We start from the raw sequence: 26,809 nt of genomic DNA on the forward strand, positions 1-26,809 counted from the left end.
TTGTCCTATGGCGAGATCGGATCGGAGGATGGTGCCGCCGGCAACCGGACCACGGCGTCCAGGCCGGCGATGACCCCATCCTGCTCGCGGTTGTCCAGCGCCAGCGTGCCGCCGAGCGAGCCGACGATCTCCCGGCAGATGGCGAGCCCGAGCCCCGACCCTCCGCCAGCGCCGGCGGCGAAGGGCTGCCCGAGCCTGGGCCTCAGCGCCGCGGCGATGCCGGGGCCGCTGTCGGCGATGCGCAGCTCGACGCCGCCGTCGGCTCCCGCGCCCCGCGTCACCCGCACTTCCAGACGTCCGCCGCGCGGGCAGTGCCGCAGCGCGTTGTGCAGCAAATTGCGCAGGAGCTCCCGCAGGGCCCATGCATGGCCGCGCACCGGCGCGGCTTCGGTGAAGAGCTCGAAGTCCAGTTCCGCGTCCGCGATCAGCGGCGCGAGGTCGAGCGCCACCTCGCGCACCGTCTCCGCCAGGTCGAGCCGCGGCGGGTCGCCTTGCTGACGCAGCTGCTCGACCTTGGCCAGCGCGAGCATCTGGTTGGCGAGCGCGGTGGCGCCGTCGACGGTGGCGCCGATCTCGTCGATCGCCTGCGTCAGCGGCAGGTCGCCGCGCCGCGCCGATTGCACCTGCGCCTTGAGCACCGCCAGCGGTGTGCGCAGCTGGTGCGAGGTGTCGCGCACGAAGCGCTGCTGGTGGGCGAACAGGCCGGCCTGCCGGTGCCAGGCCTCGTTGATCGCGACCACCAGCGGCGCGAGTTCCGCGGGCACGCCCGGCATGGGGATGGGGCTGAGGTCGTCGTCCGCGCGCGCGCCGATCGAGCGGCTCAACTCGCGCACCGGCCAGGTCGCGAAGAGCACCACGCCCCAGACCACGATCGCGATCACCGCAAGCAGCGCCGCCTGCCGCCACAGCGTGGAGACCAGCACCTGTCGCGCCAGCGTGCGGCGGATCTCCAGCGTCTCCGCGACCTGGATCGTCGCCACGCCCAGGCCCGCCTCGCCCGAGACGGGCTGCTTCAGCACCGCGACGCGCACGGCCTCGCCCTGGTAAACGTCGTCGTAGAAATCGACCAGCGCCGCATAGGCGCCGCGATCGGGCAGCTTGCCGTGCCACGCGGGCAGGTCGTCGAAGCCCGACACCCATTCGCCCTGGAAGCCGGTGACGCGATAGAACATGCGGCTGCGGTTGTCCGCCTCGAAGGCCTCCAGCGCCGCGTAGGGGACTTCGGAGACGAGGTGCGGCGCCTCGCGCGTGCCGTGCACGTCGAGCTGCTCGCCGATGGTCTTCGCCGAGGCGAGCAGCGTGCGGTCGTAGGCCGTGTCGATGGCCTTGAGCGCGTCCTCGTAGAGCCGGTGCGCGTTGGCGGCGATCAGCAGCCCCACCGGCACCAGGATGCCGACCAGCAGCCGGCTGCGCATCGAGGAGAGCCTGATCACCCGGCCCACTCAGTCCGGCGCCTTGAGCAGGTAGCCCAGGCCGCGCAGCGTCACCAGCCGCGCGCCGTCGGCGGGCAGCCGCTTGCGCAGCCGATACGCGACGACCTCGACCGCGTCGGGCTGCACGTCGAGGTCGTCGGCGAAGACGATCTCCGTCAGCCGCTCCTTCGCGACCGCCTGGCCCGGTCGCGCCAGCAGCGCGCGCAGCAGTGCGGCCTCGCGCGGCGGCAGGTCCAGCGGCAGCCCGAGGTGGTAGATCGCGCCGCTGTCGGCGTCCACGCGCAGGCCGTGGAAGGCGTCGTCCTCGTGCGTGCCTGTGCCGCCCGTCTGGCCGGTCTGGCCCGCCGATCCCGCCGCGCCGCGGCTGCGCCGCGCCAGCGCACGCACGCGGGCCTCCAGTTCGTCGAGATCGAAGGGCTTGGGCAGGTAGTCGTCGGCGCCGATGTTCAGGCCCAGGATGCGATCGCCCACCGTGCCGCGCGCGGTCAGGATGATCACCGGCGTGGTGAGCTGCTCGGCGCGCGCGGCCGACAGCAGTTCCAGCCCGTCGATGTCGGGCAGCGACAGGTCCAGCAGCACGACGTCCGGCGGTTGTGCGCGCCAGCGCTCGAGCGCCGCGCGGCCCTCGGCGAACACCTGCACCTGGATCCCGCGGCGTTCGAACGAGCGCGCCACCGTGGTCTGCAGCGCGGCGTTGTCCTCGACGAAAAGCAGCCTCATGCCCGGCAGTGTCCGCCACGCGCCGAGGCGCCGCCGCTCAGGGTCAACCCTGAGCTTTCCGACAGCCGATTGAAAGCCACCTTGTGCAGGATTCACGCCTACAACGAACGTCGGGCGCGTGCTCTGCCCCCGATGACCAGATCTACAACAGGAGACATGAGCATGCGTCGAGACCAATTCCTGAAGTCCGCGGCCGCGTTCGCCGCGCTGGGCGCCACCGGCGCGCTGCCGCTGAGCGCGCAAGCCGCGGCGGCATTGAAGATCCTGGTGCCCGCCAACCCCGGCGGCGGCTGGGACATCACCGGCCGCGCGCTGGGCAAGGCGCTGCAGGACGCGGGCGCCGCGGGCGCGGTGACCTTCGAGAACAAGGGCGGCGCCGCCGGCGCCATCGGCCTGGCGCAGTTCGTCAACGCCGCCAAGGGCGACCCGAACGCGATGATGGTGATGGGCGCCGTGATGCTGGGCGGCCTGATCACCAGCAAGCAGCCCGTCACGCTGACGCAGGCCACGCCGATCGCGCGCCTGACCAGCGAGTACAACGTCTTCGTGCTGCCGGCCAACTCGCCGTTCAAGACGATGAAGGACGTGGTCGAGGCGCTGAAGAAGGACCCCGGCTCGGTCAAGTGGGGCGGCGGCTCGCGCGGCGCCACGGAGCACATCGCCGCGGCGATGCTGGCGCGGGAGGTCGGCGTCGACGCGACCAAGATCAACTACGTCGCCTTCCGCGGCGGCGGCGAGGCCGTGGCCGCGATCCTGGGCGGCAACGTCAGCATCGGCGGCAGCGGCTACAGCGAGTTCCAGGCCTACATCGAGAGCGGCAAGATGCGCCCGATCGCGATCACCGCGCCGCAGCGCATCAAGGGCCTGGACATCCCGACGATGAAGGAGCTCGGCTACAACGTCGAGATCGGCAACTGGCGCGGCGTGTACGGCGCGCCGGGCATCACGCCGGCGCAGCGGCAGGTGTTGATCGACCTGGTCGTGAAGGCGACCAAGTCCAAGGCCTGGGCCGAGGCGCTCGAGAAGAACGGCTGGACGCCCGCCGTGCTCACGGGCAAGGACTTCGAGGCGTTCGTGGACAACGAGTTCGCCTCGCTGCGCGCCATCATGCACAAGTCCGGGATGGTTTGACCCACCCCCTACCGGCTACGCCGGCCCCCTCAAGGGGGCGAGCCCAGTGGCCTGGCGAAGCCAGTTCCACGGGCTCCGCTTGGTAGAAACGGCGCGGCCTGATCGACTTGATTCTGGACCGGGAGGTCTCCCCATGACTGATACCACCGAGCAGGCCGCACCAGGTCCGCTCTACCAAACCTTGGTCGGCGCGTCGGCGATGGTCGTCGGCGGCGTGATGGCCTTCGGGGCCGCCGCGATCCCGTCCGATGCGGGCTACTCCGGCATCGGCCCGAACGCGCTGCCCTGGTTCGTCGCCGCGGTGCTGCTGATCTGCGGCGCCTGGCTGATCTGGGAATCGCGCAGCGGCGGCTTCCGTTCGATGGAGCCGCCGTCGGGCGCGCCCAAGGCCGACTGGCTGTCGGGGGCCTGGGTGGCCGCGGCCGTCATCGCCAACGCGTCGCTGATCACGACGATCGGCTTCGTCCTCGCCTGCACGCTGTGTTTCGTGCTGGCGGTGCGCGGCCTGCGTCGCGCCGAGGGCAAGGCCCACGGCGGCGTGCGCCAGATCGTCATCGACGCCGTCACCGGCCTGCTGATCGCGGCCCCGGTGTTCTGGCTGTTCAACAAGCTGCTCGCGCTGAACCTGCCCGCCATCACGGCCGGCGGCTGGCTGTAACCCCAACCGGAGTCCCGACATGCAAGACCTCTGGACCCACCTGATGGGCGGTTTCGCCACGGCCGCCTCCGGCGCCAACCTGATGTGGGCCTTCATCGGCTGCGCGCTCGGGACGGCGATCGGCGTGCTGCCCGGCCTCGGCCCGGCCGTGACCGTCGCGATGCTGCTGCCGATCACCGCGCAGGTCGACCCGACCGCGTCGATGATCTTCTTCGCCGGCATCTACTACGGCGCGATGTACGGCGGCTCGACGACGTCCATCCTGCTCAACACCCCGGGCGAGACCGGCACCATGGTGACCGCGCTCGAAGGCTTCAAGATGGCCCGCCACGGCCGCGCCGGCGCGGCGCTGGCCACGGCGGCGATCGGCTCGTTCTTCGCCGGCACGATCGCGACCGTGCTGGTCACGCTGTTCGCGCCGGTGCTGGCGGACTTCGCCGTCACGCTCGGCCCGCCGGAGTACTTCTGCCTGATGCTGATCGCCTTCACCACCGTCTCCGCGGTGCTGGGCCAGAGCACGCTGCGCGGCATGACCGCGCTGTTCATCGGCCTGGCCATGGGCCTGGTCGGCATGGACCAGATCACCGGCCAGATCCGCTACACCGGCGGCGTGCCCGAGTTCATGGACGGCATCGAGACCGTGCTGGTCGCGGTGGGGCTGTTCGCGGTCGGCGAGACGCTCTACGTGGCGCTCTATGAAGGCCGCAGCAACCTGACGATGAACACCATGGGCCGCGTGCACATGACGCGCCAGGAGTGGAAACGCTCGATCCCCGCGTGGATGCGCGGCACGGCGCTGGGCTTCCCGTTCGGCGTGATCCCGGCCGGCGGCACCGAGATCCCGACCTTCCTGAGCTACGCGACCGAGCGCAAGCTGTCCAGGCACAAGGAGGAGTTCGGCACCGTCGGCGCCATCGAGGGCGTGGCCGGGCCGGAGGCGGCCAACAATGCGGCCGTGACCGGCACGCTGGTACCGCTGCTGACGCTGGGCATCCCGACCTCGGTGACCGCGGCGATCCTGCTGTCGGCGCTGCAGAACTACGGCATCCAGGCGGGGCCGCAGTTGTTCGAGACCTCGTCGACCCTGGTGTGGGCGCTGATCGCGTCGCTGTACATCGGCAACGTGATGCTGCTGGTGCTGAACCTGCCGATGGTCGGCCTGTGGGTGAAGCTGCTGCGCATCCCGCGCGCGCCGCTGTATGCCGGGATCCTGATCTTCGCGACCGTCGGCGTCTACGGCATGCGCCAGAGCGCCTTCGACCTCTACGTGATGCTGGCCATCGGCCTGCTGGGCGTGGTGATGCGGCGCTTCGACTTCCCGACCGCGCCGGTCGTCGTCGGCATGATCCTGGGCCCGCTCGCCGAGGCGCACCTGCGCAACGGCGTCGCGATCGGCGGCGGGAGCTGGCGCGTGTTCTTCGAACGCCCGCTGTCGGCCGGCCTGCTGGCGATCGTGGTGATCGTGCTGCTGCTGCCGCGGGTGATGAAGTGGATGAGCGCGCGCAAGGCGCGCCAGCAGGCGGCTATCCGCTGATCAGCGCGTCGCGCCGGCGGTCAGCGCCGCGTCGCGCTGACGGGCGAGGGCGGCCGCCTGTGCCTCGTCGGGCACGGCGGTCGTGGGCCAGCCCTGCAGGTGCTGCTCGGCGATCGCCGCCAGTGCCTTGATGTGGCCCGGGCGGTCGTTCAGGCAGGGGATGTAGCTGAAGCGCTGCCCGCCGCTGTGCAGGAAGGCCTCGCGCGCTTCCATGTCGATCTCTTCCAGGGTCTCGATGCAGTCGGACGAGAAGCCCGGGCAGATCAGGTCGACGGACTTCAGCCCGCGTCCGGCCAGCTCGCGCAGCGTGGGTTCGGTGTAGGGCTCCAGCCAGCGCGCCTTGCCGAAGCGGCTCTGGAAGGTCACCTTGTACTGCGCGTCGGACAGCCCCAGCGCCTCGGCCAGCAGCCGGCCGGTCTTCAGGCATTCGCAGTGGTACGGGTCGCCCAGCGCCAGCGTGCGCGCGGGCATGCCGTGGAAGCTCATCACCAGCAGCTCGCCGCGGCCCTCGGTCTTCCAGTGGGCGCGCACGCTCTCGGCGAGCGCGGCGATGTAGCGCTTGTCGTCGTGGTACCGGTTGACGAAGCGGAACTCCGGCACGTGCCGATGCGCCAGCGACCAGCGCGCCACGTCGTCGATGACGCTGGCGGTCGTCGCGCCCGAGTACTGCGGATACGCCGGCAGCACCAGCACGCGGGTGGCGCCGTCGGCGCGCAGCGCGTCGAGCTGCGACGCGATCGAGGGGTTGCCGTAGCGCATCGCTTGCAGCACCTTGACGCGATGGCCCAACTCGCCGAGCTGGCCCTGCAGCAGCTTGGCCTGCTTCGTGGTCCAGACCATCAGCGGCGAGCCGTCCTTCATCCAGATGCTGGCGTACTTCTTCGCCGATTTCGCCGGGCGTGTCCGCAGGATCACGCCGTGCAGGATGGGCCACCAGGCGGCCTTGGGGATCTCGATGACGCGCGGGTCGGACAGGAACTGCGCCAGGTAGCGGCGCGTGGCCTCGGGCGTCGGCGCGTCGGGCGTGCCGAGGTTGACCAGCAGCACGCCGATCGTCGGCGCGCGCCCGTGGGTGTGATCGGGTTCGGGACGGAAGCTCATCCGGCGTGGGGCGGAAGACCGCGAAGAAGAGGGAACGAGGGGGAGGGCGACGTGCCTGCGACGCGGACGGTTCAGAGTCCGCGACGCAGCAGCGCCGGCGAGGCGGCTTCGGCCAGATGCAGCACTTCGAAACGCACGGTCGGGGCCTGCGACTCCGAGGCCGCGCCGCCGAGGCCGATCGCGCCCGCGCCGTGCAAGGTGCAGGACCCGCGACGCAGGCTCAGCGTCTGGCCGCCGGCGCCGAAGCGCACGAAGGTGCCGTTGTAGCTGAGGTCGGTCAGGCTGAAGCTGCTGCCCTGCCAGTCGATGCGCGCATGCGATCTGCTGACGCGGACGTCGGTGATGCAGTAGGTCGCCTGCGTGCTGCGGCCCAGCACGATGGGCATCTGCTCGATGTCGAAGACGCGGTCCAGGTCTTGCCAGACCAGCCGGATGCCTTCCGGCGCGGCGCTGCGGACGATCTCGCCGAACTGCGTGGCGCCGGGATCGCCGGTGCCCTGGTCCAGCACGTAGATGTGGACCGGTTCGGCGCGGCCGCGCACGCTGATGTGGTCCAGGCTGCGGAAGCGGGACTTCTGCGCGCTGGTCAGGCCGTTGACGACCTCGGCCGTCACGACGGTCTCGCCGTCGCCCGCGTGGTCGAGCAGCCGCGCCGCGACGTTGACCGCGTCGCCGAAGCAGTCGCCGTGGATCTCGACGACCTCGCCGCGCGCCAGCGCGATCTGCAGGTGGGTGTGGCGCAGGCGCTCGCTGCGCGCCGACGACTTCAGCAGCAGCTCCTGCATCCGCATGGCGGCCTTGATGCCGTCGCGCGGATTGTCGAACGCGGCCATCAGGCCGTCGCCCAGCGTCTTGATGATGTTGCCGCGGTTCTCTTCGACCGCCTGGCCGGTCAGGGCGACCGTCTGCGTCACCAGCCCCGAGGCTTCCGCATTCCCCAGCGTCTCGAACAGCGCCGTGCTGCCGCGCAAGTCGGCAAACAGGACGGTGCGCTCGCGGATCTGGGTCATCGGCCTGGGAAGGGGCTAGGGTGTGATGGAAGTCTCAGTGTAGCCGCGCCACCTTGGGCGTCACGTGGAGATAAGCCCTCGCCTTGGGGGCCTGTCGGCCCCTGTGCGACACCTCCCCCCAACAGGCGGGCGAATGCCGTACGCGACCCCCGAGCGATGGATCCCGAAGGGGATGCGAGGGCGGCCCGGGCAGCGGCTACCACAAAGAAAAAACCGGCCATCGTCCGAGGACGTGGCCGGCTTCTTCGGCAAATCCGGTGCCCATCGCTGGGCCCCGGATCTGAGGCTGGATCAGAGGTTGTCCAGGTACGTGCGCAGCTTGTCCGAGCGGCTCGGGTGCTTCAGCTTGCGGATCGCCTTGGCTTCGATCTGGCGGATGCGCTCGCGGGTGACGTCGAACTGCTTGCCGACTTCCTCCAACGTGTGGTCCGTGCTCATCTCGATGCCGAAGCGCATGCGCAGCACCTTGGCTTCGCGCGGGGTCAGGCTGTCGAGGATGTCCTTCACCACCTCGCGCAGGCCGGCCTGCATGGCGGCCTCGATCGGCGCGGTGTTGTTGGTGTCCTCGATGAAGTCGCCCAGGTGGCTGTCGTCGTCGTCCCCGATCGGCGTTTCCATGGAGATCGGCTCCTTGGCGATCTTCATGATCTTGCGGATCTTGTCCTCCGGCATCTCCATCTTCTCGGCCAGCGTCGGCGCGTCCGGCTCGAAGCCGAACTCCTGCAGATGCTGACGCGAGATCCGGTTCATCTTGTTGATCGTCTCGATCATGTGAACCGGGATGCGGATGGTGCGGGCCTGGTCCGCGATCGAGCGGGTGATGGCCTGACGGATCCACCACGTCGCGTAGGTCGAGAACTTGTAGCCGCGGCGGTACTCGAACTTGTCGACCGCCTTCATCAGACCGATGTTGCCTTCCTGGATCAGGTCCAGGAACTGCAGGCCGCGGTTGGTGTACTTCTTGGCGATCGAGATGACCAGGCGCAGGTTGGCCTCGATCATTTCCTTCTTCGCGTCGCGCGAGGCCTTCTCGCCCTCGTTCATCCGCTTGTTGATGCCCTTGAGGTCGTCCAGCGGCACCACGGCCTTGCCCTGGATGTCGATCAGCTTCTGCTGCAGCTCCTGGATCGCGGGCAGGTTGCGCGACATGATGTTCGCGTACGGCTTGCCCGAGGCCACTTCCTTTTCCGCCCACTGCAGGTTCAGCACGTTGGGCGGGAAGGTCTTGATGAAGTGCTCCTGCGGCATGCCGCACTTGTCCACGACGATCTTGCGGATCTCGCGTTCGAAGCGGCGCACGTCGTCCACCTGCGAGCGCAGGATGTCGCACAGCTTCTCGATGGTCTTGACCGTGAAGCGGATCGTCATCAGCTCCTGGCTGATCGCGGACTGGGCCTTGTTGTAGTTGGCCGACTTGTAGCCGTCCTTCTCGAAGGCCTTGCGCATCTTGTCGAAGTTGGTCGCGAGCGAATCCAGCTTCACCAGCGCGGCGTTCTTCAGCTCTTCCAGCTTCTTGGTCAGGGCCTTGGAGCCGCCGGCGCCGTCGTCGTCGTCCTCTTCGTCGAACTCGTCGAAGTCTTCTTCCGCGACGTAGTCGTCCGCCTCGTCATCGGAGACGAAACCGTCCACCGACTCGGAGATCTGCATCTCGCCGGCGCGGATCTTGGCGGCGATGGCCAGGATCTCGGCGATGGTCGTCGGGGAGGCCGAGATGGCCAGCATCATGGCCTGCAGGCCGCCTTCGATGCGTTTGGCGATCTCGATCTCGCCCTCGCGGGTCAGCAGCTCGACGGTGCCCATCTCGCGCATGTACATGCGCACCGGGTCGGTCGTGCGGCCGAACTCGGAGTCGACGGTCGACAGCGCGGCCTCGGCCGCTTCTTCCGCTTCCTCTTCGGTGGCGGTCGGCGAGGTCGAGCCCTGGATCAGCAGCGTGGCGGCGTCGGGCGCCTGCTCGTACACGGCGATGCCCATGTCGTTGAGCATCGACACGATCGCCTCGAGGATTTCCTCGTTGATCAGCTTCTCGGGCAGGTGGTCGTTGATTTCCTGATGCGTCAGGAAACCGCGCGTCTTGCCCATCTTGATGAGGGTCTTCAGCTCCTGGCGGCGCTTGGCGACTTCCTCTTCGGTCAGCGCGGTCTCGTCCAGGCCGAACTCGCGCATCAGCGCGCGCTCCTTGGCGCGGCTGACCTTCATGCGCAGCGGCTTGGCCTTGGGCTTGTCCTCGCCGACTTCCTCGACCTCGACGGCCTCGACAGTCTCGACTTCCGCGTCGGCGTCGCCTTCGGTCTCGCCGTCGGCGTCGACATCGGCGAAGTCCTCTTCCTCCACTTCGACCTTGGCCTTGGCGGCCGGCTTCTTCGACTCGGTCTCGGCCTTGGGCTTGCGGCCGCGCTTGGGCTTCGCGTCGTCGTCGGACGCGGCAGCGGTGGCGGCTTTGGTGGTCTTCGCGGCGGCCTTGGCGGCCGGCTTCTTGACTTCTTCGGTTTCTGCGGCGGCGGCCTTGGACGCGGTCTTTTTGGCGGTCATGCAGTTCCTCGGTGGCTCAGGGGCCAGTAGGTGAATGCGGGGAAATCGCAGTGGGTGCAGGCAATGCAAACAGCCACCTGCCCCGCTGGCGCCCGCAAACTCCCGACTCCTGCGGGCTATGCGGCGCGAGCGAGCCAGGCGGCTCGAACTCAGGCCTCGGATGGCAGATCGGGGCAAACCGACTGCCATTCAAGGCTTTGCGCGTGAAGGTTAGCGTGAACCTTTGTTGTTGCAGCCCAGGCGGTGTAAGTTGGCCACTTTGTGTATGAACCCAGGGTCAGTGGGGGGCCGGGGACCGGTTGGCGCTGCGGTCACTCTTGACGCGCGAAAACCATAGATTATCTGCGAATTTTCCCATTCGGTCAAAAAGCGCGTTCTATCTGATGTTCTGCCACCCGATCTGGCGGGCGTTCTGATGGACGTTCTGGCAACGTATTCAGGCAGCTTCCAGCTCGCGGATCTGCCGCAGCAAGGCCTGGAACCGGGTCATGTCCGGTTGCGGGCTGCGCGCGATGCGATCGGCCTCCGCACGGAGCTTGCCGACCCACAGCTTGCGCATCACGACGCGGAACTCGACCTCCACATGCTCATCGGGCGGCGGTGCGCTCAGCGGGCCGCCGCTGACGCGCTGCGCGAGGTCCATCAGGTCGGCCTCCTGCAGGGCGATCTGTAGCACCGCCCACGGCGCCGGGCCGTTGTCGACCAACGAACGTTCGAGCCAGGCGATCAACTGGCCGTGTTCGCCGGGAAGCTCGTGCAGCAGCTGCAGGTCCTGCTCGCCGATCTGCTGCCAGAGCTCGCCGTGCAGCAGCAGCATCCGGACCGCCAGGTTCATCGGCGCCGGGGGCAGTTCCAGCGGCATGCCGATGGTCGGATCCTGGTCGCGCTTGCGCCAGTCGCCCTTGCCGCCTTTGCCTTTGTATTCGCCCTTGGGCACCCATTTCTTGCGCTCGCCCTGGACTTGCGCCTGGGGCGCCGGAGCGGCGCCAGCGCCCGCTCCGTAAGCATCCGGAGGAATGTGGATGTCGTCCGCGCCGACGTGGGCCTCGTCGCCGTAGGCGGAGGCGGGGATGTCGAAATACGGCTCGTCGTGGGGGCCGTCGGAAGAGGGGGAAGGGGCACGCGGCGCCGCCTTCGGAGGGGCGGCGGGCCGTTCCGCGCGCGGACGCGAGCCGGGGGCCGCCGGCGCTTGCGCGTTCGCCCACAGCGCCTGCAGTTCGGCGTCCGGCAACTGCGCGCGGCGGGCGAGTTCGCCCAGCAGCTGCCGCTTCAGCAGCCCGTCCGGCAGCGCGGCCCACAGCGGCTTGGCGACGCTCAGCATCTTCGCGCGACCTTCCGGCGTGCCCAGATCGCAGCCGTCGGCGGCGGTCTCCATCAACTGGCGCGACAGCGGCACGGCGCCTTCGACGCAGCGTTCGAACGCGTCGGCGCCGAGCTCGCGCACATACGAATCGGGGTCGTGCTCGGTCGGCAGGAACAGGAACTTGATCGTGCGCGTCTCGTTGGCATGGGGCAGGGCGGCCTCGAGCGCGCGCCCGGCCGCGCGGCGCCCGGCGGCGTCGCCGTCGAAGCTGAACACCACCGACTCGGTGAAGCGGAACAGCTTCTGCACGTGCTCCGCCGTGCAGGCCGTGCCCAGCGTCGCGACCGCGTTGCCGAAGCCGTGCTGCGCCAGCGCCACGACGTCCATGTAGCCCTCGACCACCAGCGCATAGCCGCGCCGGCGCATCGCCGGGCGGGCCTCGTAGAGGCCGTAGAGCTCGCGCCCCTTGTGGAAGACCGGCGTCTCCGGCGAGTTCAGGTACTTGGGCTCGCCCTTGTCCAGCACGCGGCCGCCGAAGCCGATGACCTCGCCGAGCACATTGCGGATGGGGAACATCACGCGGTCGCGGAAGCGGTCGTAGCGGCGCTGTTCGGCCTCGCTCTTGCCGGGGTCGTCCTGCAGGATGACCATGCCGGTCTCGACCAGCAGCGGATCGTCATAGGACGGGAAGGCGTTGGCCAGCGAGCGCCAGCCGTCGGGCGCATAACCCAGCCCGAACTGCAGCGCGATCTGGCCGGTCAGGCCGCGGCCCTTGAGGTACTCGATCGCGCGCGGGTTGGCCTTGAGCTGCTGGCGGTAGTGCTGGCCGGCCTTGGCGAGCACCTCGGTGAGCGTCGCCTGGCGCTGCTTCTGCGCCTTCTCGCGCTCGCGCTCCTGCGGGCTGCGGTCGTCCTCGGGCACCTGCATGCCGGCCTGCTGCGCGAGGTCGCGCACCGCGTCGATGAAGCCGATGCCCAGGTGCTCCATCAGGAAGCCGACGGCGTTGCCGTGCTGGCCGCAGCCGAAGCAGTGGTAGGTCTGGCGGGACGGGCTGACCGTGAAGCTCGGCGACTTCTCGCCGTGGAACGGACACAGCCCCTTGTGGTTGATGCCGGCCTTCTTGAGGTCGACATGGCGGCCCACGATGTCGACGATGTCGACGCGGGCCAGGAGGTCCTGAATAAAGCCGGGCGGGATCACCGCGGGATTTTAAGTGATCGCCTGGACGGGCACTTCCCGGGGCGGCAGGGGCGTGCGGCGTCGCGCCCAGGCGAGCAGCGCCTGCGGCGGCAGCGGCTCGCACAGGCCGCTGCCCTGGCCGACGCCGCAGCCCAGCGCGATCAGCGCCTGCGCGTGCGCCGGCGACTCGACGCCCTCGGCCACCAGTTCGCAGCCGAATTGCCCGGCCAGCGCGATCACGCCCTGCACCAGCGCGCGGTCCTGCGGATCGACGAGCATGGTCTGCACGAAGGAGCGATCGATCTTGAGCTGGTCCAGCGGCAGCTGCTTGAGCACCGACAGCGTCGCGTAGCCGGTGCCGAAGTCGTCCATCGCCAGGCGCAGGCCGAGGCGTTTGCAGTCGGTCAGCAGGCGGCGCGCGTGGGCGACGTCGTCGAGCGCGCTGGACTCGAGCAGCTCCAGCACCAGCCGGTGCGGCGGCACGTCGGGATGGCGCGCCAGCAGCGCCTCGAGCCGCGGCACGAAGGCCGGCGCCGCCAGGTGGCGCGGGCTGATGTTGACGCTGAGCTCCAGGTCCAGTCCCGCGGCGCGCCAGAGCCGGTTCTGCTCCAGCGCCTGCTCCAGCACCCAATGGCCGAGCTGCGCGGCCATGCCGCTGTGCTCGACGGTCGGCAGGAAGGCGGCGGGCGCCAGCAGCCCGCGCTGCGGATGGCGCCAGCGCAGCAGCGCCTCGGCGCCCAGCAGCGCGCCGCTGACCAGGTCCAGCTTCGGCTGGTAGTACAGGCAGAGTTCACCGGCCTCCAGCGCCTGCTGCACACGCAGCGCGGCCTGGGCTTGCGCCTCGCGGCTGCGGCGCTTCTCGACGTCGAAGAACTGCACGCCGTCCCGGCCGCTGCGCTTGACGCGGTACAGCGCGTGCGCGGCGTGACGCATCAGCGTCTCGGCTTCGCCGCCGTCCTGCGGGTACAGCGTCGCGCCGACGCTGGCGCTCAGGCGCAGTGCGCCGCCGGGAGCGTCCTCGGTGTCCTCGGCGCCGGCATCGTGGCCGTCGATGTCCCCGCTGTCCCCACTGTTCGGGCCTGGACTCGAGCCCGCGCCCGCGCTGCCGGGAAGGCCCTCGCCGCTCTCGTGGTCCGGATCGATGGGGCGGCGCAGCACCTGCACGAGCCGGTCCAGCGCCTGCTGGGCTTCCTCGAGGCTCTGCACGCGCAGCAGCAGGCCGAATTCATCGCCGCCGAGCCGGGCGACCTCGTCCGACCACTGCGGCGCCTGGCGCAGCGCGAGCGTCAGGCGCCGGGCGAGTTCCCGCATCGCCTGGTCCGCGCGGACGATGCCGTGACGCCGGTTGAAGGCGGCGAAGCCGTCCAGGTCCACGCGCGCGACGCACAGCATGAACCCCGGTCCGACCTGGCGGCTGGTGTGGAGCGCGGCCTGCAGCCGGCGCTGGAATTCCTGCTCGTTGGGCAGGCCGGTCAGCAGGTCGAAGCGGCCCAGCCGCTCCAGCGCCTGCTGCCGCTGCAGTTCCTGCGTCAGGTCGCTCAGCGCCAGCACGCGGTAGCGGGGCGGGCCGTCGGGCTCGGGGATCGAGGACACGGTCAGCCGCAGCGTCCGGGGCTGGCCGCCAGCCGCGCGGACCTTGACCAGGCCGTGCCAATGGCCGGCGGGATCGGCCAGCGCTTCGGCGATCGCGTCGGGATCGTGGCCGGCGCGGCGCAGTTGCGCCTCGTCCATCGGCAGCGCCGGGTGACCGAGCATCCGGCGGCGCAGCGCCTCGGCGGTGTCCGGCGTCTGGCCGTCATTCTCGAGGACCAGGCCCGCGGGCGGCTCCAGCAGCGCGGCCATCAGCGTCCAGTACGCCGGGTTGGCGTCGAGCAGCCGGTGCTCGAGGTCGGTGATCGCGAGGCCTTCGTGCATGTGCTGGAACAGCCCGCTGCTCATCCGCTGGCGCTCCTCGGCGGTACGGCGCCACTGGATGTCCTGCAGGCTGGCCAGCACCTGGCGGGCGCGGCCGCGGGGGTCGCGGCGCGCGACGCGCAGCCGCAGTTCGTGCCAGACCCAGCCGCCGTCCTCGTCGGGCAGGCGCAGCGCGTGGTGCAGCGTGTCATGCAGCGTGTCGGGCTCGTGCGCCGTCGGATCCTGGTGGTCGGTGTTCCGCGGCCCGGCCGTCTGCCCGCCCTGCAGCAATGCGGGCAGGCGTTCCTCGAGCTTCATCCGGTCGACGGCGTGCACCTGCGTCAGCCAGGCCAGGGGATCGGCGGGATCGAGCGGTCCCAGCCGCGTCTGCCAGCCGGGCGACATCGCGACCGATTCGCCGGGGATCCATTGCGCCAGGGACAGGCCGGCCTCGTCGATCTTGGTGCGCCATTCGCGGCGCTCATCGAGCGCGCGCTGCCGCAGCGCGCGCGCGTGCAGGACCGCACCCAGGCCGAGCAAGGGCAGCAGCCACCAGGCCACCGCGCGCCAGGTCGGCCACAGCGCGCCGGCGACCAGCAGCAGGGCTGTGGCGGCCACCAACAGCACGGCCGGCGCCACCGCGGGCAGGCGTCGAGGCAGGGCGGGCGGGGCCCAGCCGGCGGGGGCGGACAACTCGGACTTCAAGATGGCGGCGGGGTAGGAGGGAAAGAGCGGGCCCGCGCGGGACGCGGGGTGGGACCGGCAGGCATGCTAGCCCTGCGCCGACGGTGGCCGGTCAGCGCTATCCCTGCCGGGGGTGGCGCTCCCCCCCGGAATGAGGGTGCCTCGCCGGACGCGGCGACGACAAGTGGCAGCCGAAAAGCAGCAGCTGAAAAGCAGCAGTTGAAAAGCAGCAGCCGAAAAGCAGAAAGCCACCCGAAGGTGGCTTTCATGGTGCCGGAAGGCGGGTCGCCCTCGGATCCTGGCGCTCAGATCACGAAATCTTCCAGCTTGGCGCCGCCGGAAATGGCGGCCTTCAGCCATTTCGGCTGCAGGCCGCGGCCGCTCCAGGTTTCGCCGGTGGCTTGATTGCGATACTTCGCGGCCACCTTGGAGGACTTCGGCGTGCCGGTCTTGGCGGCGCGGGCGGTCAGGTCGGCGACCGTCAGGCCGTATTCCTGCATCAGCGACTTGACTTTGCCGATCGCGTCGGACCGTTCGCGGTCCTGGGTTTCCGCGATTTGCTGTTCGAGGGCGGCCCGCTGGGCCAGGAGGTCTTTGAGCGATGCCATTTATGCAATTCCTCGCGTAGTTCAACGGCTCCCTCGAAAGGGAATGCCGCATTATAGGCAGGGAATCGAGTATCACCGCAAGGGGGTAAATTCCCGGGCCGGCGTTGAAACGGCACGCTGAAACGGCATTTCCTTGAGTTTCCAGCGGATCAACTGTCAGGAAACGTGTCTCGCCTGACACGAGTTGACGATGGCGTCACCTGGATCGGTGGTGCGGAAATGCCCCGGAATCGGACCCCGCCGCGCACCGCGATGGGGAAATCACTCCGTCGGCGGGACATATCCGGCGGGCTGTTCCGCGCCGCCGCCGAAGAAGAACTGTTCCATCTGCCGCGCGAGGTATTGACGCGCGCGCTGGTCGGCCAGATTCAGGCGGTTTTCGTTGACCAGCATGGTCTGGTGCTTCATCCACGCGGCCCAGGCTTCCTTGGACACGTTCTCATAGATGCGCTTGCCGAGTTCGCCGGGATAGATGGGAAAGTCCATGCCCTCGGCTTCCTTCTTCAGATAAACGCATTGGACGGTGCGGGCCATATCAAACCTCGATGCTCAAAAAGTGTTGGGGGAGTGCGGCAGCCGGCCGACGCTGGGCCGCTGCCGCGGGATCGATCCCGGATGACGGGATCCTGGGGAGGGTGAGGGGATCGCGGATCAGGCGAGTTTCTTGACGAGGACCTGCGAACGCCGGTCCCAGTTGTATTTGCGCTTGCGTTCCTCGGGCAGCCAGTTCGGGTCGACCGGCTGGAATCCGCGCTTGATGAACCAGTGCATGGTGCGCGTGGTCAGCACGAAGACGCTGGTCAGGCCCATGGCCTTGGCGCGCTGCTCGATGCGCTTGAGGATGCGTTCGCCGTCGCCCTGGCCTTGCACGGCGCTGGACACGGTCAGTGCCGCCATTTCGGCGGTGCGCGCCTCCTGATAGGGATGCAGCGCGGCGCAGCCGAATATCACGCCGTCGTGCTCGATGACGGTATAGGTCTCGATGTCGCGTTCGATTTCGCTGCGTTCGCGTTTGACCAGCGTGCCGTCGCGCTCGAACGGTTCGATCAGCGCGATCAGGCTGCCGATATCGTCGTGCGTCGCCTCGCGCAGGCTTTCGAGTTTTTCATCGACGACCATCGTGCCGATGCCGTCGTGGGTATAGACCTCCTGCAGGATCGCGCCGTCGACGACGAAAGGCAGGATGTGCGAGCGTTCGACGCCCGATTCGCAGGCCTTCACGCAGTACTTGAGATAGAAACCGACGTCGGTCGGCTGCGTCGGCGGCGGGAGTTTGGCGATCAGCCGTTTCGCGTCGGCCAGCGCCAGTTCCGTGTCGATCGCGCTTTCCGGGTCCTCGGGGTTTTCGCGCACGCCCTCGACCTCGGTCATGAACAGCAGCTTGTCGGCCTGCAGCGCGATCGCGGTTTCGGTCGCGACGTCTTCCATCATCAGATTGAAGGCGTCGCCGGTGGGCGAGAAACCGAACGGCGACATCAGCACGATGGCGCCGATATCGATGGCGCGCTGGATCGCGGCGGCATCCACGCGGCGCACGATGCCGGAGTGCTTGAAATCGACGCCGTCGACGATGCCGACCGGCCGCGCGGTCAGGAAATTGCCCGACACCACGCGCACCGTGGAATTGGCCATCGGCGTGTTCGGCAGGCCCTGGGAAAAGGCCGCTTCGATTTCGAATCGCAATTGACCGGCGGCTTCCTGGGCGCTGTCCAGCGCAATGCCGTCCGTGATGCGCATCCCGTGGCTGTATTGCGGCGGGTGGCCCTTGAGGGCGAGCTGTTCGTTCACCTGCGGGCGGAAACCGTGGACCAGCACGATCTTGATGCCCATCGCATGCATGATGGCCAGGTCCTGGACGAAGCTGTTGAGCTTGCCGGCGGCGATCATTTCCCCGGTCATGCCGACGACGAAGGTTTCTCCGCGATACGCATGGATATAAGGGGCCACCGCGCGAAACCACGGCACGAAGGTATGGGGGAAGACCAGGCTCATGGGCGCGGATTGTGCAACAGGCTGTCCCTGCAACGCGGCGGCAAGGTCACTTGCGGGACGCTGTGCGGGAGCGGAGCATGGCGCCTCCGCAACACCCCCCGGAGCGAGACATGGAAGTCTTCAAGACGCATGGTGCCTTCAGCTGGTCGGAGTTGATGACGACCGACACGAAGAAAGCGTCCGAGTTCTACGGCAAGCTGTTCGGCTGGACGATCGAGGCCATGCCGATGCCGGGCGGTCCGGCGGACGCGCCGCCGTACCACGTGATCAAGGCGCGCGGGGCGGACGACGCCATCGGCGGCCTGATGGCCTGCCCGCAGCAGGGCATGCCGCCCGCCTGGGGGATCTACGTCACGGTGGACAACGTCGACGAGACGGTGGCCCAGGCCAAGGCGATGGGCGGCAAGGTGCTCATGGAGATCATGGAAGTGCCCACCGTCGGCCGCATGGCGACGCTGCAGGACCCGCAGGGCGCGGTGATCAACGTGATCACCTATGCCGAGATGCCCGACGAAAAGAAATGAGGGTGACCTGACGTCCGGCCCGTTGTCGCGGGGCGCGAGATAATCCGCGCCCCGTGAGTCAAGACACCAACGCCCCCGCCGCGCCGCCTTCGCGTCCTCCCCGCCCGCCGCGTCCGCCGCGCCAGGCCGGACCTCGCCGCCCCGCGGCGCCCGCCACCCCGATCCCGCCGATCGAGTTCCCCGAATCGCTGCCGGTCTCCGGCCGTCGCGAGGAGATCATGCGGGCGATGGCCGAGCACCAGGTGGTGATCGTCTGCGGCGAGACCGGCTCCGGCAAGACGACGCAGTTGCCCAAGATCGCGCTGGCCATGGGCCGGGGCCGCGGCAACGGCGGCGGCCTGATCGGCCACACGCAGCCGCGCCGGATCGCGGCCTCCAGCGTCGCCAAGCGCATCGCCGAAGAGCTCAAGTCGCCCCTGGGCGACGTCGTCGGCTACAAGGTCCGCTTCCAGGACCGGCTGCAGCCGGGCGCCTCGGTCAAGCTGATGACGGACGGCATCCTGCTGGCCGAGACCCAGACCGATCCGCTGCTCAGCGCCTACGACACGCTGATCATCGACGAGGCGCACGAACGCAGCCTCAACATCGACTTCCTGCTCGGCTACCTGCGCGAGATCCTGCCGCGCCGGCCCGACCTGAAGGTGGTCGTGACCTCCGCGACCATCGACGCGGACCGCTTCGCCCAGCACTTCGCGTCGGCGAAGGGACCGGCGCCGGTGTTGATGGTGTCGGGACGGCTGTTCCCCGTCGAGCAGCGCTATCGCCCCTTCGAGGAATCGCGCGAGTACGACGTCAACGACGCCATCTGCGACGCGGTCGACGAGCTCTGGCGCGACGGTCGCGGCGATGTGCTGGTCTTCCTGCCCGGCGAGCGCGAGATCCGCGAGGCCGCCGAGGCGCTGCGCAAGCACCATCCGCCCGGCGTCGAGGTGCTGCCGCTGTTCGCGCGACTGTCCGAGCAGGAGCAGAACCGCGTCTTCCAGCCGCACGGCCAGCCGCGCATCGTGCTGGCGACCAACGTGGCCGAGACCTCGCTGACGGTGCCCGGCATCCGCTACGTGATCGACCCCGGCCTGGCGCGCGTCAAGCGCTACAGCTACCGCAACAAGGTCGAGCAGCTGCAGATCGAGAACATCAGCCAGGCGGCGGCCAACCAGCGCGCGGGCCGCTGCGGCCGCGTCAGCAACGGCACCTGCATCCGGCTGTACGACGAGAAGGACTATCTCTCCCGGCCGCGCTTCACCGATCCCGAAATCCTGCGCAGCTCGCTCGCGGGCGTGATCCTGCGGATGAAGTCGCTGCATCTGGGGCAGGTCGAGGACTTCCCCTTCATCGAGCCGCCGCCGCGCAAGGCGGTGGCCGACGGCTACCAGCTGCTCAACGAGCTGGGCGCCGTCGACGAGCGCAACGAGCTCACGCCGATGGGCCATGAGCTGTCGAAGCTGCCGCTGGATCCGCGCGTTGGCCGGATGATCCTGGAGGCCCGCCAGCGCGACGCGCTGAGCGAGGTGCTGATCATCGCCAGCGCGCTGTCCGGTCAGGACGTGCGTGATCGCCCGATGGAGCAGCAACAGCAGGCCGACGAGAAGCACAAGAAGTTCGACGACGAGAAGTCGGAGTTCATGGGCTACCTGAAGCTGTGGAAGTGGCTTGGAGAGTCCCGCGGAGGGGAAGGGGAGCACAAGCTCTCCAACCGCAAGCAGGAGCAACTGCTGCGCGACAACTTCGTCAACCCGCGCCGCGTGCGCGAGTGGCGCGACATCTACTCGCAGCTGCACACGGTGATCGCCGAGCACGGCTGGCGCCTGAACGGCGCCCCGGCGACCTACGAGCAGGTCCACCTGTCGATGCTGGCCGGCCTGCTGGGCAACATCGGCGTCAAGGCCGATGACGACGACTGGTACCTGGGCGCGCGCGGCATCAAGTTCTGGCGCCATCCGGGCGCGCACCTGAGCAAGAAGCCGGGACGCTGGATCGTCGCAGCGGAGCTGGTGGACACGACGCGGCTGTTCGGCCGCGGCATCGCGGCGATCGAGCCGCAGTGGCTGCCCGGCATCGCCGGCCACCTGATCAAGACCCAGCTGCTGGAACCGCACTGGGAGAAGAAGGCCGCCGAGGTCGTCGCGCTGGAACGCGCGACGCTCTACGGCATCGTGCTCTACAACAACAAGCGGGTGAACTTCGGTCGCGTCGACGCCGTCGCCGCGCGCGAGATCTTCATCCGCGAGGCGCTGGTCAACGGCGACTGGGAGACGCGGCTGCCCTTCCTGGCCCACAACCAGAAGCAGATCGCCAAGGTCGAGGAGCTCGAACACAAGTCGCGCCGTCAGGACGTGCTGGTCGACGACGAGCTGATCTACGCCTTCTACGATCAGCAGCTGCCGGCGGACGTGTACTCCGGCGTGACGCTGGAGAAGTGGTTCCGCGAGGCCAGCAAGGCCAACCCGCGCCTGCTGCAGCTCAGCCGCGACGAGCTGATGCGGCACGAGGCCGCCGGCGTGACGAGCAATGCCTTCCCGAAGACGATCCGCCTGGGCGGCGTCGACTGCAGCGCGACCTACCTGCACCAGCCCGGCGACGCGCGCGACGGCCTGACCGTCACCGTGCCGATCTACGCGCTCAACCAGGTCAGCGACGAGCGCGTCGACTGGCTGGTGCCCGGCATGCTCGAGGCCAAGGTGACGGCGCTGCTCAAGAGCCTGCACCAGAAGCCGCGCAACCGGCTGACACCGCTGCCCGAGTTCGTCGCCGAGTTCGTCGAGCTGAATGCGTTCGCACAGGGCGGCCTGGTCGACGTGCTGCTCAAGGCGGTGAAAGAGCGCTCGCAGGTCGCCGTGCAGCGCAACGACTTCAAGCTGGAGCAGTTGCCCGCGCATCTGTTCATGAACATCCGCGTCGTCGACGAGCACGGGCGGCAACTCGGCCAGGGCCGCAACCTCGCGACGCTGAAGGCAGAGCTCGGCACCCAAGCGCGCTCCGCCTTCCAGGCCCTCGCCGCGCTCAAGCTCCACGGTCCGGGAGACTCCTCCAAGCAGCAAGGCTCGGAAGATTCCCTGGAACGCCGAGGCTCTGACGACTCCCTCTCCCGCTCGCGGGAGAGGGCAGGGGTGAGGGCTGCGGTCGACGGGGGACGGCCGACGTCAAGCGACGGCCAGCCCTCCCGCGGCATCAAGGCGACGGTGATCCCACCGACCAAACCCGCGACCGACGCCGCCAAGACCTACACGTCCTGGACCTTCGGCGAACTCCCCGAGCTCATGGAGATCAAGCGCGGCCCGCAGACGCTGATCGGTTTCCCGGCGCTGATCGACAAGGGTCAGCACGTCGAGATCGAAGTCTTCGACGAGCCCGAGATCGCCGCCGCGAAGCACCGTGCCGGCCTGCGCCGCCTGGTCGCGCTGCAGCTCAAGGAACCGCTGAAGTACCTGGAGAAGAACATCCCCGACCTGACGCAGATGTCGGTCGCCTACATGAGCCTGGGCACCGCCGAGGAGCTGCGCGACCAGATCATCGCGGTCGCGCTGGAGCGCGCCTTCCTGTCCGACCCGTTGCCGGTCGACGAGTTCACTTTCAAGGCCCGGCTCGAGGAAGGCCGTGCCCGCCTCAACCTGATCGCGCAGGAGGTGGCCCGCCTCGCCTTCAACGTGCTGATCGAGTACCAGGCCGCGCTGCGCAAGCTCAAGGATGCACGCACGGCGCCCAAGGACGTGGTCGAGGACCTGCAGGCGCAACTGCAGCGGCTGATGCCCAAGCGCTTCGTGCTGCAGACGCCGTGGAGCCAGCTGCAGCACTTCCCGCGCTACCTGAAGGCGATCACGCTGCGCCTGGACAAGCTGCGTGCCGACGCGCCGCGCGACGCGAAGCTGCTCTCGGAGCTCCGTCCGCTGGAGCAGCGCTGGTCGCGCCGCCTGGCGGAACTCAAGGGCACGACCGACGCGCGGGTGGAGGATTTCCGCTGGCAGCTCGAGGAATTGCGGGTCAGCCTGTTCGCGCAGGAACTGAGGACACCGCAGCCCGTCAGCGTCAAGCGCCTGGAAAAGGTGTGGGCGCAGTTACAGAACTGAGCGGAGAATCCCCCCCAGTTCTTCAGGCGGGGATCTCGGGTTTTCGGTCCAATTCAAGCTACAAAAGGTCCGTGGCCCTGCACCGTCGGGTGCCGCACATCGCTCGTGTCTGACAACACCACAACATCCTCCGCCGCCCCGATGCGGCGCTTCGGCCGCTTCGAGCTCCGCGGGCTGCTGCACAAGAGCCTGCGCTCGATGCTGTGGGTGGTCTTCGACCCGCAGAGCGGCCAGGAGCTGTTCCTGATGATGCCGCGCGAGAAGCCCAACAGCGAGGCGGCGATGCTGCACTGGCTGAAGACGGTCGACGGCGCGTCGCGCATCCATCATCCGAACCTGGCGCATGTCGTCGAGACTGGCCGCGTCGATCCGTGGCCCTACGTCGCCTACGACCGCGCGCTGGGCGAGACGCTGGAGGAGCGCATCGCCCGCGGCGCGCCGCCGCTGCCGCTGGACGCCGCCGGCTGGGCCGCGCAGGCGCTCGAGGGCCTGGCCTTCGCGCACGAGGCCGGCCATGCGCACCGCGACATCCAGCTGGCCCACATCGTCGTCGACGGCGCGAACCACGTCCGCGTCCTGGGGCTCGAGGTCGCGCAGGAGGTCGTGCCGCCGAATGCCGACTTCAACACCACCACGCGCCGCGCCGCGCGCGAGGCCGCCGAGGAGGACGTCGTCTGCGTCGGCCTGGTGCTGCACCGTCTGCTCAGCGGCAAGCCGGTGCTGGAGGAGTCCGACCTGCAGGTCGTGCTCCAGCGCATGCAGCCGCAGGGGCATGACCTCGTGCGCCTGGGCTGGGAAACCCCCTATGCGATCCCCGAGCCGCTGCGCGCCATCGTCAACCGCGCCAGCGATCGGCAGACGCGCCAGCGTTACCACCTGGCGCGCAGCTTCTGGCGCGCGCTGGACGGCTGGCGGCTGTCGGCCGAGCAGGACGACGGCGGCCCGATCGCGCTGCTGAAGGACAAGATGCAGCGCTTCGGCCATCTGCCGAGCACCTCGGCCCGGCTGGTGACGACGGTGTCCTCGTCGGCGATGGCAGGCCAGCACGGCAGCCAGCTGGCGTCGATGGCGCTGAAGGACATGGCGCTGGCGCTGGAGCTGATCCGGCGCGTCAACAACGCGCTGCGCCAGCAGGGCCCGACCAGCGGCGGCACGGTGCTCAACCTGCAGCGCGCGATCGCGATGCTGGGCCTGAACGGGCTGGAGGACGCGGCGCGGGCGCTCAAGCCCTGGCCCGGTCCGATGAACGAAGGCCAGGCGCAGTTCATGCAGAGCGTGATGCGCCGCGTGCAGCGCGCCGGTCAGGTGGCGCAGGCGCTGCGTCCGGCCGGGTACGACGGCGAGGTGATCTACCTGATCTCGCTGATGCAGAACCTGGGGCGGCTGCTGGTGCAGTACCACTTCCCCGACGATGCGCAGCAGATCCGCCAACTGCAGGTCGCGCCGGAAGCGACCGAGGACAACCCCAACCCGCGCGGCATGAGCGAGCAGTCCGCCGCCTACGCGGTGCTGGGCTGCGATCTGGAGAGCCTCGGACTGGCCGTCGCCCGGTACTGGGGCCTCGGCGACGAGCTGCAGCACATGATGCGCCGCCAGCCGCAGGAGGCGCCGGTGCGCCATGCCGACGGCGACACGGAGCTGCTGCGGCTGACCTGCAGCCTGGCCAACGAACTGGTGGACGCGCTCGCGCTGCCGGAGCGCAAGCGCCAGGCGGCGATCGAGCTCGCGACGCGGCGTTATGCGCGCGCGCTCGGGCTGGGCCTGCGCGAGATCTACGACGCGCTCGGCACCAGCGGCGCGATCACCGACGCCGGCGAGAGCGGCCTCGGCGCGATGAGCGATCCGGCCGTCGGCGCGGCCGCGACCGCGGCGCCGCGCTCCCGGCTGCGCGAGCGTGCCGAGTCCGGCGCTCCCGCTCCCGCGGGCATGAAGACTGCCAACAACAACGCGAACAGTACCGCCCAGCCAGGATCGCCGACCGGCGCTTCCGAGCCCGGCAAGGACCGACCATGACCGCCATGCCGCCCGCCGTCGGGCGATTCAAGCCATTGCGCAGCCTGGGGCAGGGCGCCCAGGCGGTGGTCTGGCTCGCCCACGATCCGCGGCTGGATCGCGAGGTCGCGCTGAAGGTGCTGACGCAGGCCGTCGACCGCGCGAGCGTGGACGCCTGGCTGCATGAGGCGCGCGCGGTCAGCCGGCTGACGCATCCCAACATCGTGCCGGTCTTCGAGGCGGACATCGAAGGCGGCCAGGCCTACATGGTCTTCGAGTACGTGCCCGGCGGCACGCTGACCGAGCGGCTGCGCCAGCGCGGCCGGCTGCCGGCGCGCGAGGCCGTCGCGATGATGCTGGGCATCCTCGACGGGCTGCACGCGGCGCACCAGGCGGGCGTCGTGCACCGCGACCTGAAGCCGTCCAACATCCTGATCGACTCGACCGGCCGGCCCAAGGTGATGGACTTCGGCATCGCCGGGCGCATCCAGCCCGGTGCGGTCAATGCGACCGGTGCGGGCGGTACGGCCGGCGCGGCCCCGCGCCCCAACCGCATCGTCGGCACGCCGGGCTACATCTCGCCGGAAGCGGCCCGGGGCGACGCCGCCTCGCCGGTGATGGACGTGTTCGCGGCGGCCGTGATGCTCAGCGAGATGCTGTCCGGCCAGCGGCTCAACTACGACCCCGATCCGTGGCGCGCGGTGCGCCGCGCGATGGAGCAGACGCTGGATCCGCCGGCCGATCTCGGACCCGACAGCGACGACGCGTTGCGCGCCGTGCTGCTGCGCGGCCTGTCGCGCGAATCGTCGCAGCGCTGGGCCGATGCCAAGGCCTTTCACGACGCGCTGGCCGCGTGGCTGCATCCGGCCAGCGAGGCGCCCGAGGCGGGCGAGGGCGGCAGCGCCACGCTGGAGTTCCTGCTTCGCCGCATGCGGCATCGCAGCGACTTCCCCGCGATGGCCGACTCGGTGACGCGCATCCAGCGGATGACGCAGTCGGAGAACGAGAGCCTCACCTCGCTCTCCAACGAGATCCTCAAGGACGTCGCGCTGACCAACAAGCTGCTGCGCCTGGTCAACACGGTGCAGTTCAGCCACGCGGGCGGCGGGCACATCAGCACGGTGTCGCGCGCGGTGGCGCTGGTGGGCTTCGGCGGCATCCGCAACCTGGCGCTGTCGCTGGTGCTGCTGGAGCGGATGGAGAACAAGGGCCACGCGCAGCGCCTGAAGGAGGAGTTCCTCCGCTCGCTGATGGCGGGCTCGCTGGCGCGCGAGCTGTGCCTGGTGCCGCGCGAGAACGAGGAGTCCTTCCTCGCCACGATGTTCCAGGGCCTGGGCCGGCTGCTGGCCGAGTTCTACCTGCCCGAGGAGGCGCAGCAGGTGCGCCGCGTCGTGCGGCCCGAGCGCGGCATGGGCGAGCAGGCCGCGCCGCCGCTGAGCGAGGCCGCGGCCTCCGCGCAGGTGCTGGGGCTGAGCTACGAGAGCCTCGGCCTGGGCGTGGCCCGGCAATGGGGTTTCCCGGACACCCTGCAGCGCAGCATGCAGCGGCCCGACGGTGACGCGCCGACGCGGCTGGTGGAGCACTCGACGGACCGGATGCGCTGGCTGGGCCGCGCGAGCAACGATGTCGCGGACGTCATCCTGAACAGCGATCCCGCCGAGGCGCATGCCAAGGTGCGCGCGATGGCGCAGCGCTACGCACGCGCGCTGGGTGTCGAGGCCAAGGCCTTCGAGGCCGCGGCGGACCAGGCGCGGCAGCGGCTGACGCAGCTGGCACAGGCGATGGACATCAAGCTGGCGAAGAACTCGCCGGCGCAGCGCCTGCTGGCGCCGCTGACGCCGTCGGCGGAGGACACCCTCTCGCCGCACCAGCTGCAGGCGACGATGGTGGACGGGCAGGCGCCGGCCGGCGTGATCCCGCCCGAGCAGGCGGCGGCGACGCTGGCCGCGGGCATCCAGGACATCACCAACGCGATGGTCGAGAGCTTCAAGCTCAACGAGATCCTGCGGATGATCCTGGAGACGATGTACCGCGGGCTGGGTTTCCGCCGGGTGATCTTCTGCCTGCGCGATCCGAAGACCGAGACGCTCACCGGCCGCTTCGGCCTGGGCGACGGGGTGGAGGCGGTGGTGCCGCTGTTCCGCGTCCCGTTGCGGGTGATGCCGGGCCTGCCGGCGGACCTGTTCACGGCGATCTGCACGAAGGGTGTGGACACGCTGATCGCCGACGCCTCCCAGCCAAAGATCGCCGAGCGGCTGCCGCCATGGTTCCTCAGCGGGGCCAAGGCGCACAGCTTCCTGATCCTGCCGATGGCGCTGCGCGGCGCGCCGTTCGCGATGATCTACGCGGACAAGACGGAGCCGGGCAGCGTGGTGCTCGACGAGAAACAGCTGTCGCTGCTGCGCACGCTGCGCAACCAGGCCGTGATGGCCTTCAAGCAGGCGAGCTGAG

Annotated in this window: 17 protein-coding genes; 7 read left to right on the plus strand and 10 right to left on the minus strand. The window is 69.5% G+C overall.

Features of this window, described 5'->3' with window-relative positions:
• Positions 1-5: 5 nt before the first annotated feature.
• Entirely contained in the window at positions 6-1,433 is a 1,428-nt protein-coding gene (locus AC07PR_RS13805) for a sensor histidine kinase (protein WP_495135620.1), read from the minus strand.
• A gap of 9 nt (positions 1,434-1,442) precedes the next feature.
• Positions 1,443-2,153: a response regulator transcription factor gene (locus tag AC07PR_RS13810; protein ID WP_495135621.1), complete on the minus strand. Its 711-nt coding sequence runs from the start codon at positions 2,151-2,153 to the stop codon at positions 1,443-1,445.
• Between the two features lie 162 nt (positions 2,154-2,315).
• Here AC07PR_RS13810 and AC07PR_RS13815 point away from each other — a divergent pair, with 162 nt between their 5' ends.
• The 3 genes from AC07PR_RS13815 (at position 2,316) to AC07PR_RS13825 (ending at position 5,476) form a co-directional block, all read left to right on the plus strand.
• A complete protein-coding gene (locus AC07PR_RS13815; protein WP_377152812.1) occupies positions 2,316-3,284 on the plus strand; it encodes a Bug family tripartite tricarboxylate transporter substrate binding protein in 969 nt (322 codons plus the stop codon).
• Positions 3,285-3,417: 133 nt separating this feature from the next.
• Positions 3,418-3,942, plus strand: a complete 525-nt coding sequence (locus tag AC07PR_RS13820; RefSeq protein WP_297532349.1) for a tripartite tricarboxylate transporter TctB family protein — start codon at positions 3,418-3,420, stop codon at positions 3,940-3,942.
• A 19-nt stretch (positions 3,943-3,961) separates the two neighbouring features.
• Positions 3,962-5,476, plus strand: coding sequence for a tripartite tricarboxylate transporter permease (locus tag AC07PR_RS13825; protein ID WP_377152817.1), 1,515 nt, complete (start codon positions 3,962-3,964; stop codon positions 5,474-5,476).
• On the opposite strand, the gene hemH is transcribed toward AC07PR_RS13825, so the two are convergent.
• From hemH to argA, 8 genes are all read right to left on the minus strand, one after another.
• The gene (gene hemH, locus AC07PR_RS13830) at positions 5,477-6,577 is read right to left on the minus strand and encodes a ferrochelatase (protein ID WP_495135622.1); all 1,101 of its coding nucleotides are present in this window, start codon (positions 6,575-6,577) and stop codon (positions 5,477-5,479) included.
• A 71-nt stretch (positions 6,578-6,648) separates the two neighbouring features.
• Positions 6,649-7,587, minus strand: a complete 939-nt coding sequence (locus tag AC07PR_RS13835; RefSeq protein WP_377152823.1) for an adenylate/guanylate cyclase domain-containing protein — start codon at positions 7,585-7,587, stop codon at positions 6,649-6,651.
• 291 nt (positions 7,588-7,878) lie between these two features.
• On the minus strand, positions 7,879-10,119 hold the full coding sequence (rpoD, locus tag AC07PR_RS13840) for an RNA polymerase sigma factor RpoD (protein WP_377152826.1): 2,241 nt from the start codon (positions 10,117-10,119) through the stop codon (positions 7,879-7,881).
• A 436-nt stretch (positions 10,120-10,555) separates the two neighbouring features.
• Entirely contained in the window at positions 10,556-12,622 is a 2,067-nt protein-coding gene (gene dnaG, locus AC07PR_RS13845; RefSeq protein WP_495135623.1) for a DNA primase, read from the minus strand.
• 9 nt (positions 12,623-12,631) lie between these two features.
• The gene (locus AC07PR_RS13850; RefSeq protein ID WP_495135624.1) at positions 12,632-15,187 is read right to left on the minus strand and encodes a putative bifunctional diguanylate cyclase/phosphodiesterase; all 2,556 of its coding nucleotides are present in this window, start codon (positions 15,185-15,187) and stop codon (positions 12,632-12,634) included.
• 296 nt (positions 15,188-15,483) lie between these two features.
• Complete coding sequence (locus tag AC07PR_RS13855) at positions 15,484-15,786, minus strand: H-NS histone family protein (protein WP_377152839.1); 303 nt, start codon at positions 15,784-15,786, stop codon at positions 15,484-15,486.
• A gap of 261 nt (positions 15,787-16,047) precedes the next feature.
• Positions 16,048-16,320, minus strand: a complete 273-nt coding sequence (locus tag AC07PR_RS13860; protein ID WP_088403658.1) for an oxidative damage protection protein — start codon at positions 16,318-16,320, stop codon at positions 16,048-16,050.
• A 117-nt stretch (positions 16,321-16,437) separates the two neighbouring features.
• Positions 16,438-17,778 carry an amino-acid N-acetyltransferase gene (argA, locus tag AC07PR_RS13865; protein WP_483107239.1) on the minus strand — a complete coding sequence of 447 codons (1,341 nt, stop codon included), beginning with the start codon at positions 17,776-17,778 and terminating at the stop codon, positions 16,438-16,440.
• Between the two features lie 110 nt (positions 17,779-17,888).
• On the opposite strand from argA, the gene AC07PR_RS13870 reads away from it, so the two are divergent.
• The 4 genes from AC07PR_RS13870 (at position 17,889) to AC07PR_RS13885 (ending at position 26,808) form a co-directional block, all read left to right on the plus strand.
• On the plus strand, positions 17,889-18,302 hold the full coding sequence (locus AC07PR_RS13870; protein ID WP_495135625.1) for a VOC family protein: 414 nt from the start codon (positions 17,889-17,891) through the stop codon (positions 18,300-18,302).
• 53 nt (positions 18,303-18,355) lie between these two features.
• Positions 18,356-22,366, plus strand: a complete 4,011-nt coding sequence (gene hrpA / locus AC07PR_RS13875) for an ATP-dependent RNA helicase HrpA (RefSeq protein ID WP_495135626.1) — start codon at positions 18,356-18,358, stop codon at positions 22,364-22,366.
• A gap of 105 nt (positions 22,367-22,471) precedes the next feature.
• The gene (locus tag AC07PR_RS13880; RefSeq protein WP_483107236.1) at positions 22,472-24,379 is read left to right on the plus strand and encodes a serine/threonine protein kinase; all 1,908 of its coding nucleotides are present in this window, start codon (positions 22,472-22,474) and stop codon (positions 24,377-24,379) included.
• The gene (locus AC07PR_RS13885; protein WP_495135627.1) at positions 24,376-26,808 is read left to right on the plus strand and encodes a protein kinase domain-containing protein; all 2,433 of its coding nucleotides are present in this window, start codon (positions 24,376-24,378) and stop codon (positions 26,806-26,808) included. The genes AC07PR_RS13880 and AC07PR_RS13885 overlap by 4 nt, the downstream gene beginning before the upstream one ends.
• Position 26,809 lies beyond the last annotated feature (1 nt).

Source organism: Roseateles sp. GW821-FHT09H11 (genome assembly GCF_059415845.1).

Bases quoted from the DNA above. Each gene is read 5' to 3' on its own strand.
- AC07PR_RS13810 (WP_495135621.1), bottom strand. From the start codon at position 2,153: ATGAGGCTGCTTTTCGTCGAGGACAACGCCGCGCTGCAGACCACGGTG.
- AC07PR_RS13815 (WP_377152812.1), top strand. From the start codon at position 2,316: ATGCGTCGAGACCAATTCCTGAAGTCCGCGGCCGCGTTCGCCGCGCTG.
- AC07PR_RS13820 (WP_297532349.1), top strand. From the start codon at position 3,418: ATGACTGATACCACCGAGCAGGCCGCACCAGGTCCGCTCTACCAAACC.
- AC07PR_RS13825 (WP_377152817.1), top strand. From the start codon at position 3,962: ATGCAAGACCTCTGGACCCACCTGATGGGCGGTTTCGCCACGGCCGCC.
- hemH (WP_495135622.1), bottom strand. From the start codon at position 6,577: ATGAGCTTCCGTCCCGAACCCGATCACACCCACGGGCGCGCGCCGACG.
- AC07PR_RS13835 (WP_377152823.1), bottom strand. From the start codon at position 7,587: ATGACCCAGATCCGCGAGCGCACCGTCCTGTTTGCCGACTTGCGCGGC.
- rpoD (WP_377152826.1), bottom strand. From the start codon at position 10,119: ATGACCGCCAAAAAGACCGCGTCCAAGGCCGCCGCCGCAGAAACCGAA.
- AC07PR_RS13855 (WP_377152839.1), bottom strand. From the start codon at position 15,786: ATGGCATCGCTCAAAGACCTCCTGGCCCAGCGGGCCGCCCTCGAACAG.
- AC07PR_RS13860 (WP_088403658.1), bottom strand. From the start codon at position 16,320: ATGGCCCGCACCGTCCAATGCGTTTATCTGAAGAAGGAAGCCGAGGGC.
- argA (WP_483107239.1), bottom strand. From the start codon at position 17,778: ATGAGCCTGGTCTTCCCCCATACCTTCGTGCCGTGGTTTCGCGCGGTG.
- AC07PR_RS13870 (WP_495135625.1), top strand. From the start codon at position 17,889: ATGGAAGTCTTCAAGACGCATGGTGCCTTCAGCTGGTCGGAGTTGATG.
- AC07PR_RS13885 (WP_495135627.1), top strand. From the start codon at position 24,376: ATGACCGCCATGCCGCCCGCCGTCGGGCGATTCAAGCCATTGCGCAGC.